Origin of the sequence: Pseudooceanicola nitratireducens (genome assembly GCF_900109195.1) — a bacterium.
Classification (GTDB): Bacteria; Pseudomonadota; Alphaproteobacteria; order Rhodobacterales; family Rhodobacteraceae; genus Pseudooceanicola; species Pseudooceanicola nitratireducens.
This window is the reverse complement of sequence record NZ_FNZG01000010.1, coordinates 17,993-34,134: the sequence shown is the minus strand read 5'-3', so window position 1 is coordinate 34,134 and position 16,142 is coordinate 17,993. Positions and strand designations below refer to the sequence as shown.

Annotated in this window: 16 protein-coding genes and 1 pseudogene; 4 read left to right on the top strand and 13 right to left on the bottom strand. The window is 58.1% G+C overall.

Annotated features, from left to right (window positions below; all coding sequences use genetic code 11):
• The 3 genes from BMX99_RS18645 to BMX99_RS18635 all read right to left on the bottom strand — a co-directional run.
• The coding region (locus BMX99_RS18645) for a TrbC/VirB2 family protein (protein WP_093455071.1) at positions 1 to 251 on the bottom strand (251 nt) is incomplete at its 3' end.
• Between the two features lie 16 nt (positions 252 to 267).
• The gene (locus BMX99_RS18640) at positions 268 to 786 is read right to left on the bottom strand and encodes a lytic transglycosylase domain-containing protein (RefSeq protein WP_254772010.1); all 519 of its coding nucleotides are present in this window, start codon (positions 784 to 786) and stop codon (positions 268 to 270) included.
• Positions 787 to 904: 118 nt separating this feature from the next.
• Entirely contained in the window at positions 905 to 1,219 is a 315-nt protein-coding gene (locus BMX99_RS18635) for a hypothetical protein (RefSeq protein WP_093455069.1), read from the bottom strand.
• A 132-nt stretch (positions 1,220 to 1,351) separates the two neighbouring features.
• On the opposite strand from BMX99_RS18635, the gene BMX99_RS18630 reads away from it, so the two are divergent.
• The gene (locus BMX99_RS18630) at positions 1,352 to 1,930 is read left to right on the top strand and encodes a hypothetical protein (RefSeq protein ID WP_007120602.1); all 579 of its coding nucleotides are present in this window, start codon (positions 1,352 to 1,354) and stop codon (positions 1,928 to 1,930) included.
• Here the strand turns inward: BMX99_RS18630 and BMX99_RS18625 are convergent.
• The 8 genes from BMX99_RS18625 to BMX99_RS18590 form a co-directional block, all read right to left on the bottom strand.
• Positions 1,924 to 2,124, bottom strand: a complete 201-nt coding sequence (locus BMX99_RS18625; RefSeq protein ID WP_007120601.1) for a hypothetical protein — start codon at positions 2,122 to 2,124, stop codon at positions 1,924 to 1,926. The genes BMX99_RS18630 and BMX99_RS18625 overlap by 7 nt on opposite strands.
• 76 nt (positions 2,125 to 2,200) lie before the next feature.
• Entirely contained in the window at positions 2,201 to 2,410 is a 210-nt protein-coding gene (locus BMX99_RS18620) for a helix-turn-helix domain-containing protein (RefSeq protein WP_093455068.1), read from the bottom strand.
• A 323-nt stretch (positions 2,411 to 2,733) separates the two neighbouring features.
• A complete protein-coding gene (pcaF, locus tag BMX99_RS18615; protein ID WP_007120599.1) occupies positions 2,734 to 3,933 on the bottom strand; it encodes a 3-oxoadipyl-CoA thiolase in 1,200 nt (399 codons plus the stop codon).
• Positions 3,930 to 4,856, bottom strand: a complete 927-nt coding sequence (locus BMX99_RS18610; protein WP_093455067.1) for an electron transfer flavoprotein subunit alpha/FixB family protein — start codon at positions 4,854 to 4,856, stop codon at positions 3,930 to 3,932. Before BMX99_RS18610 ends, pcaF begins: the two co-directional genes overlap by 4 nt.
• Positions 4,856 to 5,614 (bottom strand): electron transfer flavoprotein subunit beta/FixA family protein, encoded by a 759-nt coding sequence (locus tag BMX99_RS18605; protein WP_009827023.1) that lies wholly within the window; start codon positions 5,612 to 5,614, stop codon positions 4,856 to 4,858. The genes BMX99_RS18610 and BMX99_RS18605 overlap by 1 nt, the downstream gene beginning before the upstream one ends.
• A 76-nt stretch (positions 5,615 to 5,690) precedes the next feature.
• A complete protein-coding gene (locus BMX99_RS18600; protein WP_009827024.1) occupies positions 5,691 to 6,467 on the bottom strand; it encodes an SDR family NAD(P)-dependent oxidoreductase in 777 nt (258 codons plus the stop codon).
• Positions 6,468 to 6,518: 51 nt separating this feature from the next.
• A complete protein-coding gene (locus tag BMX99_RS18595; protein WP_093455066.1) occupies positions 6,519 to 8,156 on the bottom strand; it encodes a flavin-containing monooxygenase in 1,638 nt (545 codons plus the stop codon).
• A gap of 125 nt (positions 8,157 to 8,281) precedes the next feature.
• Positions 8,282 to 9,184, bottom strand: coding sequence for an alpha/beta hydrolase (locus tag BMX99_RS18590; protein WP_009827026.1), 903 nt, complete (start codon positions 9,182 to 9,184; stop codon positions 8,282 to 8,284).
• A gap of 252 nt (positions 9,185 to 9,436) precedes the next feature.
• Here BMX99_RS18590 and BMX99_RS18585 point away from each other — a divergent pair.
• Positions 9,437 to 10,370, top strand: a pseudogene (locus tag BMX99_RS18585) (IS5 family transposase).
• A 75-nt stretch (positions 10,371 to 10,445) separates the two neighbouring features.
• Here the strand turns inward: BMX99_RS18585 and BMX99_RS18580 are convergent.
• Complete coding sequence (locus BMX99_RS18580; protein WP_197918802.1) at positions 10,446 to 12,527, bottom strand: FAD-dependent oxidoreductase; 2,082 nt, start codon at positions 12,525 to 12,527, stop codon at positions 10,446 to 10,448.
• Positions 12,528 to 12,535: 8 nt separating this feature from the next.
• Positions 12,536 to 13,990, bottom strand: a complete 1,455-nt coding sequence (locus BMX99_RS18575; RefSeq protein ID WP_232272174.1) for an NAD-dependent succinate-semialdehyde dehydrogenase — start codon at positions 13,988 to 13,990, stop codon at positions 12,536 to 12,538.
• A gap of 171 nt (positions 13,991 to 14,161) precedes the next feature.
• Between BMX99_RS18575 and BMX99_RS18570 the strand changes: the two genes are divergently transcribed.
• Both BMX99_RS18570 and BMX99_RS18565 read left to right on the top strand, forming a co-directional pair.
• Positions 14,162 to 14,956, top strand: coding sequence for an IclR family transcriptional regulator (locus BMX99_RS18570; protein WP_007120594.1), 795 nt, complete (start codon positions 14,162 to 14,164; stop codon positions 14,954 to 14,956).
• 15 nt (positions 14,957 to 14,971) lie between these two features.
• Positions 14,972 to 16,132, top strand: coding sequence for an acyl-CoA dehydrogenase family protein (locus BMX99_RS18565; RefSeq protein WP_007120593.1), 1,161 nt, complete (start codon positions 14,972 to 14,974; stop codon positions 16,130 to 16,132).
• The last annotated feature ends 10 nt before the right edge of the window (positions 16,133 to 16,142 follow it).

Here is a 16,142-nt window from a genome sequence, read left to right as displayed (position 1 = left end):
GAGAAGATCAGCACGATCCCGATGATGACCGAGGCGAACCAGCCCCAGTTCAGCCGTCCCATCATGCACATGAAACCGGTGCCGATGACCGCGAGTGTGGCAACCGCGATCCCGATGGGACCGGTCAGCGCCGCCTCGACGGTTTCCAGCATGGTCTGGATGGGTGACAAGTCTTGCGCGAGGGCGGGCGTTGCGAAAGCCGCCAGGGTTGTGGCGACAGGCAAGAGGCGGCTGAGGCGATGTCGAAGCATGCGAAGTTCCCTTGTTTTACTGAAGTTCGATGAGGGCCGGTGCGCGGGCAGGCTCCCGGTCGGCAACACGGATGTCCGGCGCGGAAACAGGCGTACCTGCAAGCCGGGAGCGGATCCGGTGGATGCGCGCGATGTAGTCGCGGGTCTCGGCGAAGGGTGGGATACCGGAATATTCGACCACGCGATGCGGCCCGGCGTTGTAGGCTGCCAGCGCCAAGTCGATGTCCTTGAACGTGGCGAGCTGCGCGAGCAGGTAGCGCGCCGCGCCGTCTAAGTTTTGGGAAGGATCGTACGGATCGACCCCGAGGCTGCGGGCCGTGTCCGGCATCAGTTGGCCCAAACCATAAGCGCCCTTGGGGCTGACGGCGGTCGGGTTGTAGCTGCTTTCAGCCTCGACCAGGGCGCGGAACAGAATTTGCCAGTCGTCCGCATCAAGGCTGACCTGCCGCAGGGCACGGTTCCCCTGGTGGCGGACGGCAGTCGTGCGGATCAGGGAGAGGGTGTCGTCGGGACTGGAAGGCGGCGTGGCGTCCAACGAGGCCAGAACGACCTCGGCTTCAGCGCTATGTTCCAAACCAGCCCAGGCAGGGCGCTCACCGTGAAAGGTCCAGCCCGAAGTCCGGGCTGTGCCGTCGCGGCCGAAGGCGATAACGTCAGCCGCGCTCCTCGAGGGTGATGCTGTAGTCAGGACCAAAGCGCAGATCGCGCCCGTCACCGAACTCGAGATGATGTTTGAAGAGCCCTGGCCATATGTTGAAATACCGCGGCTCAGGCCCGTGCGGGGTGATCCGGGTCGAGACCAGAATGGCTTCCGGCTCACCCTCGCGCAGGTAGATGCACTGGTAGCGCGGCTTGCCATCGTCCGTGAACCCCACGAGTTCATACCGGCAGCGGAACGCGATGCCCTGTTCGGACAGGTCTTTGACACCATCGATGGTGATCAGGATCTGGTTGCGCGCTATCGACATGTTCGGACTCTCCCCACGAGAGCCCTTCTACTTCCTGCGCTTAAATCCATAAAGTCATATGGAGTCAATACGACATATTGCAGATAAATATATATTGCACGATAGTCTGCGCAACTTTTGCGGGAGAGCGACATGAAGCGACAGGCGATGGCAGCGGCGATGGGGGTGATGGCGGTGTTCGGAGCCCCGGGGAAGGCGCAGGCCTATGACATCGACTGCGCCATCATGCTCTGCATGGCTGGCGGCTTCCCCCCGAGCGCAGTCTGTGCACGGGCCTATCGCACTATGATCCGCCGCATCACGCCCTGGCCGAGCCTGCCGCCCTTCGGGGTCTGCACCTTCGCACATGTGCCGGTCGAGCTGGGCGGGCCCGGCGGGGAGGGCGAGCTCGACACCACTCTGCCCGAATACGAATGGCTGAACCGCACCCATGTGATCTGGTTCACCGGTCAAGCCTATAGAGAAAGGGGAGGTGAACAGTATTGGGACTGGTCTCTCCGTTCCTGCGACCGAGAGAACCGCACCTGCCGGTACATCCAGCGGGTCTACCGATCCCACACGCCCTGGCCCGAGGCATTCGTATCGGAAGGCGGTCAGGAGATCGCCTATCCGACCGGCGGAGGTTCCTCGTACTTCTATTTGCGCAGTATCATGGTTGAATACGGCGACTACGAGGGCAACATGGGCCACTCGGAGTGGTTCTCCTACTGATCCGAACGGTCTGATGCCTTCAGGGAAACTGGGCGAAGCTCGACCAGACAAGCATCAAAGCGTTCTGGATCGACATGCCAGCGGCGGCTCACAGAGCCATCATTCCAACGGTAATCGGTGAACAGGTGAATCTCCTGCGCACCGTCGTTCAGAAACCCGTTCTGGAAGGGCCAGCCTGTCTTCTTCTTACCCATCGAACTCTCTGCACTCCATTTGACTACCTCTTGAGACGTTCCGCTCCAGGACGCATCAGGGGCTGGCAAAAACTGGCTAGCGTTTTGTGAAGAGCTCTGCTGGATCTACGTTCAGTGCTTTGGCGATACGTTCGAGAAGGTCGAGGGAGGCCGCGAACTTGGCGTTCTCGAGCTTGCCCATATGGCCGCGACTCACATCGGCCCGATGAGCAAGCTCCTCCTGGCTGAGGCCGCGGGCGCGTCTCAATTCCTGGATGTTTAGTGCTACACGGTCCCGCAAGTTCATGCCGTTGAAACGGACACGATGCGCGAAATATCGCCACGCGATATATGTTACATTCGGAAGTGCAGAGAAGAAATCTTGGGATGGCGCGAGATCGCCGGAATGGAATGCCTGCCGAAACGCAGGTCACGTGATGATCCGTCTCGCAAACATTATGGGCCGTTCAATCGTTCTTTCAGGAAAGGGCGGCACCGGAGAGAGGTTCCGGTACCGCCAGGGTATCGCCCACAGGGAGGTGGTAGAGGGCGAATTCTACACGGAAAATTTGGGGTCGACCAATAATCGCGTAATCATGATTATGGTAATTTTTAGGCTGTCACGGCACCTCAGACAGCTTCGAGTGCGATTGCAATTCCCTGTCCCACGCCAATACACATGGTCGACAACGACTTTTCTCCAGGTTTGAGGTCCAGCATCGCTGAGCCGGTGATGCGGGCACCCGACATGCCAAGCGGATGGCCGAGAGCAATAGCGCCGCCGTTTGGGTTCACGCGGGCATCATCATCCGCGATCCCCAGGTGCCGTAGTGTGGCCAGACCCTGCGAAGCAAAGGCTTCGTTAAGTTCGATCACCGAGAAGTCTTCTTGTTTCAGTCCAAGTCGCGCCATCAGCTTTTTCGACGCCGGTGCCGGCCCGAAACCCATGATGCGCGGTGCAACGCCGGCGGTTGCGCCGCCCAAGACCCTTGCGACCGGCGTGAGGCCAAATTTTTTTGCGACGTCGCTGGTGGCAAGGATCAATGCTGCGGCACCATCGTTCACGCCTGAAGAATTCCCTGCGGTTACCGTGCCATCCGCTTTTACGAAAGTTTTCAGTTGGGCGAGCGCTTCCAAAGTCGTACTCGCGCGAGGGTGTTCATCCTGTACGACGATCTTTGGCTCCCCCTTTCGCTGAGGAATCTCTACCGGGACAATTTCACGGGCCAAACGACCGTTCGCCATAGCAACGCTCGCCTTTTGCTGGGAATGTAGGGCGAAAGCATCTTGGTCGGCGCGGTTGATGCCGAAGACTTCAGCCACGTTTTCGGCCGTTTCAGGCATACTGTCGACGCCGTATTGGCTCTTCATCAGTCTATTGACGAAGCGCCAGCCGATGGTGGTGTCTTCCACACTATTCTCGCGCGAGAATACTGTTGTAGCTTTTGGCATCACAAACGGAGCACGCGACATGCTTTCCACACCACCTGCGACAATGAGATCGGCCTCTCCTGATTTGATAGCGCGGGCGGCCGTGATTATCGCATCCATGCCCGACCCGCACAACCGATTCATTGTTGTCCCCGGTACACAATCCGGAAATCCAGCTAGTAGAAGCGACATGCGAGCAACATTACGGTTGTCCTCTCCCGCTTGGTTGGCGCAGCCAAAAATCACTTCGTCAATGGTCGCTAGATCTAGCCCCGGGTTTCGGCTGGCCAAGGCCCTGAGTGGGATTGCGCCAAGATCGTCGGCTCGCACAGAAGAAAGCGCGCCGCCATAGCGACCGATTGGTGTGCGAATGTAATCGCAGATATAGACGTTTGTCATTCTTTGAGTGCCTTTGTCAGGTCCGGGACGGCTTCGAACAGGTCTGCGACGAGGCCGTAATCGGCGACCTGGAAGATCGGGGCTTCTTCGTCCTTGTTGATGGCGACGATGACTTTGGAGTCCTTCATGCCCGCAAGGTGTTGAATTGCCCCGGAAATCCCGACCGCGATGTAGAGTTCAGGCGCCACGACCTTGCCGGTCTGGCCGACCTGCCAGTCGTTGGGCGCGAACCCAGAGTCCACAGCCGCGCGCGAGGCGCCGACGGCAGCACCCAGTTTGTCCGCAAGTGCTTCAATAATCGCGAAATTTTCCTCGGAGCCGACGCCGCGGCCACCCGAGACCACGATCTTGGCCGAGGTCAGTTCCGGGCGATCCGACGCCGCGACCTTGTCCTCGACCCATTCGCTCAGGCCCGCGTTGCCGGCGGCTGCGATGGCCTCGACGGCACCCGAACCGCCCTGGCCCGCCGCGTCGAAGGCGGTGGTGCGGACGGTCAGCACCTTCTTGGAATCGTTGGACTTTACCGTCTGCATCGCGTTGCCCGCGTAGATCGGGCGCTCAAACGTGGACCCGTCCACGACCGCGGTCACGTCCGACAGAACCATCACGTCCAGCAGGGCTGCCACGCGCGGCAGGATGTTTTTCGCGCTCGCCGTGGAGGGGGCAACGATATGTTCATAATTGCCTGCCAGGCTGACCACCAGATCGGCGACCGGCTCGGCCAGGCCGTTGGCGTAGGCCGCGTCATCCGCGACCACAACCTTCGCCACGCCGTCGATCTGCGACGCGGCCTGACCCGCAGCAGCAGGGCCCGCAACCAGAACGGTCACATCGCCCAGCGATTTGGCAGCGGTCACCGCCTTGGCGGTGGCGTCCAGCGCCAGCGCGCCACCGGCGATTTCTGCAAGGAGAAGAACAGCCATTACACGATCCCCTTTTCTTTCAGTTTCGACACCAGCTCGTCGACCGAGCCGACCATCTCGCCTGCCGACCGTGCGGCGGGCTCGGCGGTTTTCACAATCTCCAGGCGCGGGGTGACATCGACGCCGTAATCGGCGGCGGTCTTCTCATCCAGCGGCTTCTTCTTGGCCTTCATGATGTTGGGCAGCGAGGCATAGCGCGGCTCGTTCAGGCGCAAATCGGCGGTGACGATCGCCGGCAGCTTGACCTTGATCGTCTGCAACCCGCCATCCACTTCGCGGGTCACGACGGCATGATCGCCTTCGATCCCGACCTCGGAGGCATAGGTCGCCTGGCCCCAGCCCAGCAGCGCCGCCAGCATCTGGCCGGTGGCGTTCATGTCATTGTCGATCGCCTGCTTGCCCGCGATCACCAGGCCCGGCGCCTCGGCGTCGATCACGGCCTTCAGGATCTTGGCCACCGCCAGCGGCTCGATGTCCTGGTGCACGTCATCGGCGGCCACAACCAGGATCGCCCGGTCCGCGCCCATCGCCAGCGCCGTGCGCAGCGTTTCCTGCGCCTGCTTCACGCCGATCGAGACGACGACAACCTCGTCCGCCTTGCCCGCTTCCTTCAGCCGGATCGCCTCTTCGACCGCAATCTCGTCGAACGGGTTCATCGACATCTTCACATTCGCGAGATCAACTCCGCTCCCGTCCGCCTTAACGCGAACCTTCACGTTGTGGTCAATTAGGCGTTTTATAGGAGCAATTATTTTCATTGGCTTTTATCGTTTTCAAAATTTGCAATGGTGGTAACGGCCCGGATTCCGAGCCGTTACTCGGGATGGGTCCCTGTCAATTCGCAGTATAACCGCCATCTACTACAATCTCTGCTCCGTGAACGAACGATGACTCATCCGATGCGAGGAACAGGACCGCATTCGAAACCTCTTCAGGTTTGCTTGGTCGCTTGAGCAGCGTCGCCCCCAGAATTGCCTGCCGGGTAACTTCGTCGGCGTGTAGCAGATCTTTTGTCATGGGAGTATCGATGACACCGGGATGGATCGAATTCACGCGTATGCCACTTTCAGCCAGGTCGACTGCGCAGGATTTCGTCAACATCCGTACGGCGCCTTTGGATCCAATGTAGGCTCCCGCCGAAGCGGCTCCAACAATCCCATAGATTGAAGAAATATTGATAATAGATGCCTTTTCGGCCTCTTTCATCAATGGAACCGCGGCTCGGATGCCGAGATAAATACCGCGTACATTGACGTTGAACGTCATGTCAAATTCGTCAGGCGAGGTTTCGTGGAGCGGCTTAAGAATGAGAATGCCAGCGTTGTTCACTAGCACATCAAGCCGACCAGCACTTGATTGCACCGTAGAGATGACATTCTTCCAATCTTCTTCAAGCGTCACGTCATGTTGAATGAATTCCGCCTTCCCTCCGGCTTCAATGATACCTTTCACTACGCTTTCAGCCGCTTCCGTGTCACGGTCGGTTACAAATACATGCGCACCTTCACGTGCCAGCGTTTCACAATGGGCTTTTCCCATGCCCATCGCTCCACCTGTTACCAGTGCGACTTTTCCGAATACCCTTCCCAAATCTCTCTCCCTAGTTTTCATGAACAAATTTAATTGGTTCCGCCGGGGATTCTTGATGCCCGGCGGAATTCTTTACACCTTCTCGGCAGTGCGGTTGCGGATCAGGGATGTATAACCTTCCTCCTTCACTGCATTAATGGCATTTCGGTAATTGCCAATCCCGGCCATGTAGAACATTACTGCATTCTTCTTTCCGGGGATATTTGCGCCGAAGATCCAGCTTTCAGCTTTGGGGAAGAGTGTCATGTCGGCGATTTCACGACAGGTGCCAACCCAAGCATCGCGCGCTTCCACGGTTGGCTCCACACTTCGAACCCCCTCTTCTTCCATCGCGCAAATCGTGTCAGCGATCCATTCGACTTGCGTCTCAATGCTGGGGGGCAGGTTGGTGAAGGGGCCATTAGGGCCAAGGATCATGAAGAAGTTCGGGAAGTCGACCTCCATCATGCCGAGGTAACCGAGCGGGCCTTCCTTCCAAGTGTCGCGCATGGTCACGCCTCCGCGTCCGCGGAGGTCCATTTTGACGTAATTGCCGTCGACCGCATCGAAGCCAGTGGCAAAGATTACGATGTCAAGCTCATGCTCCTCGCCGCTTTCGAGACGTATGCCGTTCGGAGTGAACTCTGCGATCGGATCGGCCTTAACGTCGGCGAGGGTCACGTTGTCTCGGTTGTAGACCTCGTAATAGTTGTTTCCGCAAAGCGGGCGCTTGGCGTAAAGGTCCTTCGGCGTCAGTTTCTCTGCGACCTTGGGGTCCTTCACGATTTTCTTGATTTTGCCCTTGATGAAGTCAGCGGCCGCATCATTGGCCACTTGGCTGGTCGCAATATCGCAAAAGGTGCCAAACATGAAATAGAAACCACCGCCGCGCTGCCAGGCGGCTTCGAAGACCCGCTCCCGTTCTTCGGGGGAGGCGGTTTCGGCGGGCTTGACGCTTTCTTCGAAGCCGAAGGCCACAACAGAATTCTTCACTTGATTCCAGATAGTATCGTAGTTTGCCTTTTGCTCTGCGATGGTAGCATCGTCTTGCGGGGTGTTCCCAATCGGCACGACATATTGTGCAGAGCGCTGAAAAACAGTCAGGTGTTTTGCAACTGGTGCCGTTGCTGTAATAACCTGCACACCGGTCGAGCCAGTGCCAATAATGCCCACGCGTTTGTTGCTCAAGTCCACGCCGTCGGGCCAGGCACCTGTGTGTAAGATACGGCCTTTGAAATCATCGATGCCCTTGAATTTTGGAACATTCGTTGCGGACAAGAGACCGAGGCCAGTGACAAGGTATTTGGCGGTAACTGTCTCACCACTATCAGTGATCACGTTCCAGAGACCGGTTTTTTCATTATAGTGCGCGCCGTCCACCTTGGTGTCGAACTTGTAGCTGCGTCGGAGATCGAGATGATCCGCCACCTCGTTCATGTATTCGAGGATCTCGGGCTGGGTCAGATACCGCGTTTTCCAGCGGCCTTTTTGAAGCAACTCTTTGTCAAAAGAATAGCGGTAGACATAGCTTTCCGTGTCCGACAGCGCACCGGGATATCGGTTCCACCACCAGGTGCCGCCAACGTCACTGGCGCTGTCATAGCCCCGGACGTTCAGTCCCTGCTCGTTGCGAAGTTTGTGGACGGCGTAAAGCCCGCCGAAGCCCGCGCCAATGACGACTGCGTCGTAATCCGCTCCGGATGTTTTAGTAATCTCAGTCTGAATGTTCATGTCACTCCTCCCAGAGTAAGACTGCTCCGCCCCGCAGTTTGCGGGTGAGATGGCAGATGAATGTGTCGTAGGGGTTTCTCTCGCACCGCACCGCACCGCACCGCAATGCAGTGCGAGTACAGGTGTCAGAGGGCCTGATACCATGCGGCGATGCGACCAAGTTCCTCGTTCGCCTCGGGCGCGCGTCCCGAAAGCGCGGGAAAGACATGCTGCATGCCTTCGACGATAGACAGGGTCACATTTACGCCCTGTGCCTTGGCCTTTTCGTGCAACCGCTCGGCATCGCTCCTAAGCGTCTCAGCCCCTCCGGCATTGATATAAAGCGGCGGGTAACCGGTGAAATCGTTCTCCAGAGGGTTGGCCAACGGATTTAGCTGATCAGTGCCTTCACCGAGGAACATTCCCGCCATCGCTTCGAGAATCGGTTTCCCGACTAGCGCATCGGTTTCCGCGTTGGTTTCCAGTGTTTCCCCGCGCATCGCCATGTCTAGCCAGGGCGAATATGCGATGACCGCTCCGGGCAGTGGCAGCCCAAGTTCGCGAAATTTCAGCACGCTGGCGATGGCAAGATTGCCGCCAGCACTGTCGCCAGCGGTCAGAATATTTCTTGCCTTGAAGCCCTTATCCAGCAATGCTGTGTACGCGGCTACCGCATCTTCGATCTGCGCCGGAAATGGGTGCTCGGGTGCGCGTCGATAGTGCAGGATCACCGACGTAACCCCAAGCACCTTAGCGAGGTGCCCTGCCATTTTTCGATGACTATCGGCTGAGCCGACGGCAAAGCCGCCACCATGAGTGTAAACAATTACACGCGAGGTATCGGCCCCGACAGGCAGTGCCCAGATAGCCTCGACTCCTCCGATATGATCGCTTTTGTAGCTAACGTTTTCCGGCTCTAGAGCAGGCTGCCCCCATTCATCGAACATGCTGCGCAAGTTCGCGATCGTCAGGTCTGGGTTCTCGACCATCTGATCGGTCCAATTCTGATAAAGCGCCCGCAGCGTATCCGCTTCTCTACTGATTTCCATATTTATCCTCCCAAGAGTAACATTTGGCAAAGCCACCACCTGACGTCGCCAATCTCGGAGGCGTCAAACGGTCTGAGGCGTACGCCAATGATCTCAGAGTAAGGGCGAAGAATGCACCGTGTATTGAACATACCTGCTTTGGAAATTGTATGATCGTGCTCAGCCTGTCGTGAGGCAGATATGCCTGCTACTAGGCTCTGTTGAACAAATTCCGTGCGGGATCCATCTTATGAACCCGGCTTGGTAGCCGGGGTGCATGAGCAGACTGCACCCCCGACCTACAACACCAGGAACTTGCGAGCCTACAATGAAGCGCTCAAGCGCCGGGGCGCTCTGGCAATCTGGTTCGACCCCGAAATGAGCTGGGAGGCCGCGCCGATAGGCAGTCGTGGCCGGCAGCAGACCTACAGCGATGCCTCCAGCCAGACCTGCCTTTCCATGAAGGTGTTATTCGGCATGGCGCTCCGGTAGACGACTGGGTTCGTCTAGAGCCTGCTGCAGCTGGTTGGTCTCGTCCGGACTGTGCCCGACTTCAGCACCCTGTCCCGGCGTCAGAAGACCCTGGCCGTGAACATCTCGAATCGCGGCTCCAAGGGGCCGCTGCACCTGCTGTCAGCACGCGTATCAAAGTCGCGGGCGAAGGCGAGTGGCACGCCCGCAAGCATGGTGGACCCAAACGGCGCGTCTGGAGCGAGATCCATCTCGGGGTTGACGAGGAAACACTGGAGGTTCGCGCAGTGACGAGGTCACAGGGAGCCACATCGGCGATGCATGGGTTTTACCCGACCTCCTCAACCAGATCCCGGCGGACCAGTAGATCGGCAGTGTCATGGCTGACGGTGCCTACGACACACGGAAATGCCACGACGCAATTGCTGACCGTGGTGCCCACGCCGTTATCCCGCCACGCAAGAACGCAAAGCCATGGAAGACCATCACCGCCGGAGCCGTGGCGCGAAACGAGGCCCTGCGCGCGGCGAAGTGCCTGGCTCGCGCGCTCTGGCGACGATGGAGCGGATACCACCGCCGAAGCAGTGTCGAGACGAAAATGAACTGTGTCATGTCGCTGGGGCATCGCCTTATAGCGCGGGACTTTGACCGTCAGGTCGCGGCACTCCCAGTCCGCATCGCCGTCCTGAACGGATACACTGCACTCGGCATACCCGTTACGGAAGCTGTGGGATAAGTTTATCCGGGGAAAGGGCAACCACGGCCATCACCCCATTTGCAAAACAGACTCCCTCTACCACAGAAAGACAACTTATCTGCCGGTGATCGTGGGAAACATGCTGACATGTTCCTCCCCGGTCGCGAAAACTCTTTCTAAATAACGAGGCACCCTCCAGCCGCAAGGATCCTCTTTGACATGCGCGCTGAAGAGCGCGGTCAACCGATCCTTGCCGATATTTTTGGCGTGGTGCATCAGGCCTCCCCGCCAGCGGGGAAATCCGTAGCCGTGAATCATTACTAGGTCGATGTCTTGCGGTTTTTCTGCTACGCCTTCGTCAAGGATATCGCAGGCTTCCGCCACCATTGTGAGCAAGAGCCTTTCTACGATTTCGTCAGCTGAGAACTCGCGGCGAGTGAAGTTCATTTCTTCTGAGACACGGAGTATTTCGCTAGCGACCAGCTCCGAATGTGAGGGTTTGCCGTCTGGCCCATAGTCGTACCATCCGGCGCCCGATTTGCGTCCTAGGCGTTTGTGCTTTTCGACCAGCCGCTCGACCAAGGGCACGTGACCACAGCAGTTCCCTTCGGCAACTGCCTTGCGACGGATATTCGCGTAGGCGATGTCCAGCCCCGACATGTCCTGTGCAGCATATGGACCCATCGCCATACCGAATCCGCGCATAGCCGCGTCGATCTCGTCGACATTAGCCCCCTCCACCAGAAGGCGATTAGCGGCGCGACGGTAGCTCGACAAAATTCGGTTTCCGATGAAGCCATCGCAAACACCAGACAGTACCGGGATTTTACCAAGCCTGTGCGCCAGCACAAGTGCTGCACCTAATGTTCCGTCTGACGTTCGGTCGCTCCTGACGACTTCCAGAAGTTTCATAATATGCGCAGGACTGAAGAAATGCATCCCTACAAAGCGTGCCGGGTGTTTCAACCCATCAGAGAGCCGATTTACATCGAGATAGGATGTGTTTGTGGCAATGATGGTCTCGGGTGGCAGTGCGCCTTCGAGTTCGGTCAGGATCGCGGTCTTAACCGCAAAATCCTCGAAGGCCGCCTCGATTGCTAGATCGGTTGGTGGCAGAGCGTCATAGCCTGAGACCGTAACCAGCCGGTCTTCAACCGTCTTTGCCGCATCGACGGACAGAATACCGCGACTGATACCCTGATCAATCAGCTTTTGCAGGTTTTTACTGGCCCACTCGGCGGACGAGGCACTACGTTCGACGACAGTCACCGAGATCCCTGCGGTCGCCAGCGTGTACGCAATAGCTGCGCCCATATTGCCACCACCGACCACGATGGCGGTTTCAGCATCTCGGGAAGGTCGGGGGTAGGCGCGCCCCTTGTTGGTTGCGGTACGCTCGGTGAAGAAAACGTGCCTAAGGGCCCGCGCCTGATCCGAGGTACGAAGGTCCAAAAACGCAGAGCGCTCGCTGGCTAGTGCGTCGTGCAGCGGCGTCGTCGCACTGGTCGCGACTAGGTTCACCGCAACCTGCGGGGCATTCTGGCCAGGCATACGCCGCGCTACATGCGCTCGGGCGACTTCCGCTGCGACGTGGTTTGGCTTTGGTGAAGGAAGATTGTCGGGTGCCTGTGCCGCCTCAAGTACATCGTCATCGAGAGCTATGGCCGCGCCAAGCGGGTCATCGGCTAGCAGCTGGATCAGTCCCATTTTCAGTGCCTGCTCGGCGGAAACAGCCTTCCCGGTGACAATCATGTCAAGCGCAGCTTCAATACCGATAAGTCGCGGCAGTCTTTGGGTTCCCCCTGCGCCAGGCACGATCCCCAAGTTTACCTCTGGCAAGCCCAGTTTGGCAGAAGTTGAGGCGATGCGATAGCAGCAAGCCAGAGCAATCTCTAGTCCCCCACCAAGCGCAGCCCCGTTGATTGCTGCGATAGTAGGAATCGGGAGGTGTGCAAGTTGCATCAGCACATCATTTAGTTGTGGATCAACAGGCAACTTACCGAATTCCTTCGCATCCGCGCCCGCGACGAAGGTCGTTCCTGTGCCGGTGATAATCAGCCTGGTAGCCCCAGTTTCGAGGACTTTGAAGATACAGTGTTGTATTCCAGCCCGAACCTCCGCGTTGATTAGGTTAAGCGGCGAATTGTCTATGGTCAGAATTGCTGCGTCATTTGAGAAGCTTAATTCAACAGGCATGGGCATCCTCACAGCACTGGCGCGCGATTGCGCGAGATAAATTTGGTAATGAGATAGCCTTCGAAGGTTTCCGTCCCGCCTTCAGTCCCATAGCCGCTGTCTCTCACGCCTCCAAACGGAGTCTCGGGCAGAGCGAGGCCGAACTGGTTGATGCTTACCATACCTGCCTGCAAACCCGCAGCTGCTTTATCTGCACGCTCTAACGAATTGGTAAAGACATAGGACGCCAGCCCGAAGGGTAGCCCGTTGGCCCGCGACAGTCCGTCCTCTATGTCACGAAAAGACGAGACGACAGCAATCGGGCCGAAGGGTTCTTCGCGCATCAAGTCAATGTCGTCGTTGGGCGTATCGACGATTGTCGGGGCATAGAAGTTACCATGATTTCCAAGCCTTTTGCCTCCCGTCAACACCCGTGCGCCGTTTTCGCGGGCATCCTCGACGAGCTTTTCCATCGCATTCACGCGTCCGCGATGACACAATGGTCCCATCTGCGTGCCTTCGGCTAAACCAGCGCCCACCTTTACGCTCTCAAATGCTGAAACTAGTTCGGACAGAAATCGATCGTAGATGCCTTGTTGTACGTAAAACCGGGTTGGGGCGATGCACACCTGGCCTGCATTGCGCAGCTTGTTGACCGCCAAGGCGCGCGCCGCGGCCGTGGCATCGGTGTCGTCGAACACCAATACGGGCGCGTGACCGCCGAGCTCCATCGTCGCCCGCTTCATATGGCGGCCAGCCAATTCTGCCAGATGCTTGCCCACCTCGACCGAACCGGTGAAGGTGATTTTGCGCACCTCGGGGCGCGCAATTAGAGTTTCCGAAATGAAGGCCGCATTACCCCAGACAAGGTTCAGACAGCCTTCGGGCAATCCTGCATCCAGCAGATAGCGAGCAATTGCCATGCAACCCGCCGGAGCCTCTGCCGGGGCTTTTAAGATCATCGTGCAACCTGACGCAAGCGCCGCCGCGACCTTGCGTACCGCTTGGCTCAGCGGAAAATTCCAAGGCGTGATGGCAAGGCAGACGCCTATCGGTTCGCGCACGACAAGCTGCTGTACCCGCGGGCTGCGTGATGGAATGATGCGCCCATAAATGCGCCGACATTCCTCGGCGTGCCAGTCAACGTGGTCAGCCGAGGCGCGGACCTCAGCCAAAGCCTCAGCCAGCGGCTTGCCTTCATCGAGAGTGATCCAGCCAGCGATCAGTCTGTCATTTTGGCGCAGCAGGTCGGCAAACCGCCGCAAAATCGCACTTCGTTCCATGGGAGAGCTGTTTTTCCATCGGCGAAAAGCTGATTCGGCCGAGTGAACCGCATGGTCTAGATCTGCGGCGCTAGCCTGCGGAATCTGTCCGATAGTTTGCCCGTTTGCAGGGTTTATGACTGCACGATCCTCTGGCGTGGGAGAAGCGATCCAGTCTCGTCCGATGAGGTGCTGGATGGTCGGATAATTCATTTCTTTCATGGCATTATGCCCTCGCTTAGTTGTGTCATCCGCAGGATCCGGCACGAATGGGACTAGGTGGACGACCTTAATTTTCCGCATAGCGGGAAAGTTTACCGCAGTATTGACTCGGACGTTATCGATCGTTTAGGTGTGTTTCAAGACGCATAATTCTTTCCGAGGAGGGATATCGTGAGACCAAGGAAAGACCGCACCAAGGATGCCGAGAAACAGGATCGCGATTTTGTCACGGCGTTGGCGCGCGGCTTGGAGCTGTTGCGGGCCTTTCGGCGGGAAGGGGAGGCTCTGGGGAACGGTGAGTTGGCCGAGCGCACTGGCCTGAGCAGATCGACGGTCTCCCGGCTGGCCTATACACTGAACAAGCTGGAATACCTCAGCTACGACCCGGATACAGCACGTTATCGACTGGCCCCTCCAGTGCTTTCGTTGGGTTTCTCCTGCCTTGCAGGGATTCCGCTGCGGCAACTGGCGAAGCCCTTTATGCAGGAGCTGGCTGATTACACAGGCATGCCGGTGGCCATGGCCAGTCGTGACCGGCTATCGATGGTCTATCTGGAGCGGTGCAAGGGCACTAATGCCGTCACGCTGGCGATCGAGGTTGGTGCCCATATTAAACTGGCCACGACCGCGGTTGGTCGCGCCTGCATAGCGGCGCACGACCCGGATGAGCGGGCCAGAATTCTGGCCCTTGTGGAGGAACATGAAGGCGACAACTGGCCGAATGTGCAGCCCGGAATCGAAGCAGCTATCGCAGACTACCAACAGCACGGTTACTGCACGTCCTTCACGGAGTGGAAACGTGATGTGAACGCTGTAGCGGTGCCCTTCGTGCCGAAGGACGGCTCACCCATTATTGCCTTCAACTGCGGTGGCCCTTCGCAAACCCTTACGCGCGACTGGATCGAAAGCGACGTCGCGCACCGCCTTGTCGATCTTGTCCGCCGCGTTGCGGCGGTCGCACCCTGAACAATAGAGAGCATCATGGCCCTTGATAAAGATACCCTTTCCCAGTTTCTCGACGCGCTCGACCGCTTCGTGAAAGAGCGACTAATCCCTTACGAGGATCGCGTCGCCGACGAGGATGTGATTCCGCCGATGCTGGTCGATGAAATCCGCATGATGGGCCTTTTCGGCATGTCGATCCCGGAAGATTTCGGCGGGCTCGGCTTGTCGATGATAGAGGAAGTGCAAGCCGCTTTCGTTCTTGGCCAGGCTTCGCCTGCGTTCCGGTCGCTAGTTGGCACCAACAACGGGATCGGCTCTCAGGGAATCATCATCGATGGAACCGACGAGCAGAAGGCGCAGTATCTACCAGCTCTCGCGTCCGGAGATATGATCGCATCCTTCGCCCTAACCGAGCCAGATGCTGGGTCGGATGCTGGCAGTCTGCGCACTACGGCGCGGCGTGACGGTAACGATTTCCTTCTGAACGGCACGAAACGCTACATTACCAATGCACCGCGTGCCGATCTATTCACGGTTTTTGCCCGGACCAATCCAGAGGCGGAAGGTTCTGCCGGCGTAAGCGCCTTTCTCGTCGAGGCAGGGACGCCAGGCATAACGCTTGGCCAGCCTGACAGGAAGATGGGGCAGAAGGGCTCGCACACATGCGACGTCATCCTTGACAATGTCCGCGTGCCTGCCGCGAACATTATCGGCGGGCCGGACCGTCTGAACAAGGGCTTTAAGACAGCAATGAAAGTCCTTGACCGGGGCCGACTGCATATTTCTGCCGTCTGTGTGGGCGCCGCCGAACGGCTGATCCGTGACAGCCTATCCTATGCGATGGAACGCAAACAATTCGGTGAACCCATCGCTGAAAAGCAACTGATCCAAGCCATGCTGGCTGACAGTCGCGCCGAGGCCTTCGCAGCGCGTTGCATGATCGAAGAAACAGCACGCCGCAAGGACGCTGGTCAGAACGTGTCGACTGATGCTGCCTGCTGCAAGATGTTTGCCAGTGAGATGGTAGGTCGAGTGGCCGATCGCGCAGTGCAAATCCACGGCGGTGCAGGATACATGGCCGAATATGCGGTCGAGCGCTTCTATCGCGATGTGCGTCTCTTCCGCATCTACGAGGGGACAACCCAGATTCAGCAAATACTGATCGCGCGGAATATGATCCGCACTGCAGCAGCTTAACAGGAGCGAA

Bases quoted from the DNA above. Each gene is read 5' to 3' on its own strand.
- pcaF (WP_007120599.1), bottom strand. From the start codon at position 3,933: ATGACAAACGTCTATATCTGCGATTACATTCGCACACCAATCGGTCGC.
- BMX99_RS18565 (WP_007120593.1), top strand. From the start codon at position 14,972: ATGGCCCTTGATAAAGATACCCTTTCCCAGTTTCTCGACGCGCTCGAC.
- BMX99_RS18600 (WP_009827024.1), bottom strand. From the start codon at position 6,467: ATGAAAACTAGGGAGAGAGATTTGGGAAGGGTATTCGGAAAAGTCGCA.
- BMX99_RS18590 (WP_009827026.1), bottom strand. From the start codon at position 9,184: ATGGAAATCAGTAGAGAAGCGGATACGCTGCGGGCGCTTTATCAGAAT.
- BMX99_RS18595 (WP_093455066.1), bottom strand. From the start codon at position 8,156: ATGAACATTCAGACTGAGATTACTAAAACATCCGGAGCGGATTACGAC.
- BMX99_RS18610 (WP_093455067.1), bottom strand. From the start codon at position 4,856: ATGGCTGTTCTTCTCCTTGCAGAAATCGCCGGTGGCGCGCTGGCGCTG.
- BMX99_RS18630 (WP_007120602.1), top strand. From the start codon at position 1,352: ATGAAGCGACAGGCGATGGCAGCGGCGATGGGGGTGATGGCGGTGTTC.
- BMX99_RS18605 (WP_009827023.1), bottom strand. From the start codon at position 5,614: ATGAAAATAATTGCTCCTATAAAACGCCTAATTGACCACAACGTGAAG.
- BMX99_RS18625 (WP_007120601.1), bottom strand. From the start codon at position 2,124: ATGGGTAAGAAGAAGACAGGCTGGCCCTTCCAGAACGGGTTTCTGAAC.
- BMX99_RS18635 (WP_093455069.1), bottom strand. From the start codon at position 1,219: ATGTCGATAGCGCGCAACCAGATCCTGATCACCATCGATGGTGTCAAA.
- BMX99_RS18620 (WP_093455068.1), bottom strand. From the start codon at position 2,410: ATGAACTTGCGGGACCGTGTAGCACTAAACATCCAGGAATTGAGACGC.
- BMX99_RS18575 (WP_232272174.1), bottom strand. From the start codon at position 13,990: ATGAAAGAAATGAATTATCCGACCATCCAGCACCTCATCGGACGAGAC.
- BMX99_RS18580 (WP_197918802.1), bottom strand. From the start codon at position 12,527: ATGCCTGTTGAATTAAGCTTCTCAAATGACGCAGCAATTCTGACCATA.